The organism is Sinorhizobium sp. P24N7, from assembly GCF_042436655.1.
Lineage (GTDB): Bacteria > Pseudomonadota > Alphaproteobacteria > Rhizobiales > Rhizobiaceae > Sinorhizobium > Sinorhizobium meliloti_A.
Genome location: NZ_JBHMIW010000079.1, coordinates 1 through 684, shown reverse-complemented (window position 1 = coordinate 684; position 684 = coordinate 1). Strand labels below are relative to the sequence as shown.

Here is a 684-nt window from a genome sequence, read left to right as displayed (position 1 = left end):
GTTCCAACGCGCTTGGCCAGCCGCAGCGCAAGAAGATCATCAGCCGCAAGCGCGCCTATCACGGCGTGACGATCGCAGCCGCCAGCCTCACCGGCCTGCCGAACAACCAGATCTCGTTCGACCTGCCGATCGCCAACATCCTGCATACCGCAAGCCCGCACCATTATCGCGATGCGCTGCCGGGCGAGACCGAGGACGCGTTCTCCACGCGTCTTGCCGATGAACTTGAGCAGATGATCCTTGCTGAAGGCCCTGAAACGATCGCCGCCTTCGTCGGCGAGCCGATCATGGGTGCCGGCGGCGTCGTTGTTCCCCCGGCTGGCTATTGGGTCAAGATTCAGGCTGTGCTGCGCAAGTACGACATTCTGCTGATTGCCGACGAGGTCATCTGCGGCTTCGGCCGTACCGGCAACATGTTCGGCTCGCAGACGATGCAGATGCAGCCCGACATCATGATCCTCTCCAAGCAGATCTCGTCCTCCTACCTGCCGATCTCGGCGCTTCTGGTCAACGACCGCGTGTTCGAGCCGATCGCCGACGAAAGCAACCGTATCGGCACGCTCGGCCATGGGTATACGGGTGGCGGTCACCCGGTCGCTGCGGCTGTCGCGGTCGAGAACATCAAGATCATCGAGGAGCGCAATCTCGTCGATCACGCCCGCGAGGTCGGCACCTACATGCAGC

General features: G+C 62.6%; 1 protein-coding gene. It reads left to right on the top strand.

What is annotated here, in order from left to right; translation table 11 throughout:
• A partial coding sequence (locus tag ACFHWW_RS33990) for an aminotransferase class III-fold pyridoxal phosphate-dependent enzyme (protein WP_379943761.1) occupies window positions 1-684 on the top strand: 684 nt, incomplete at both ends.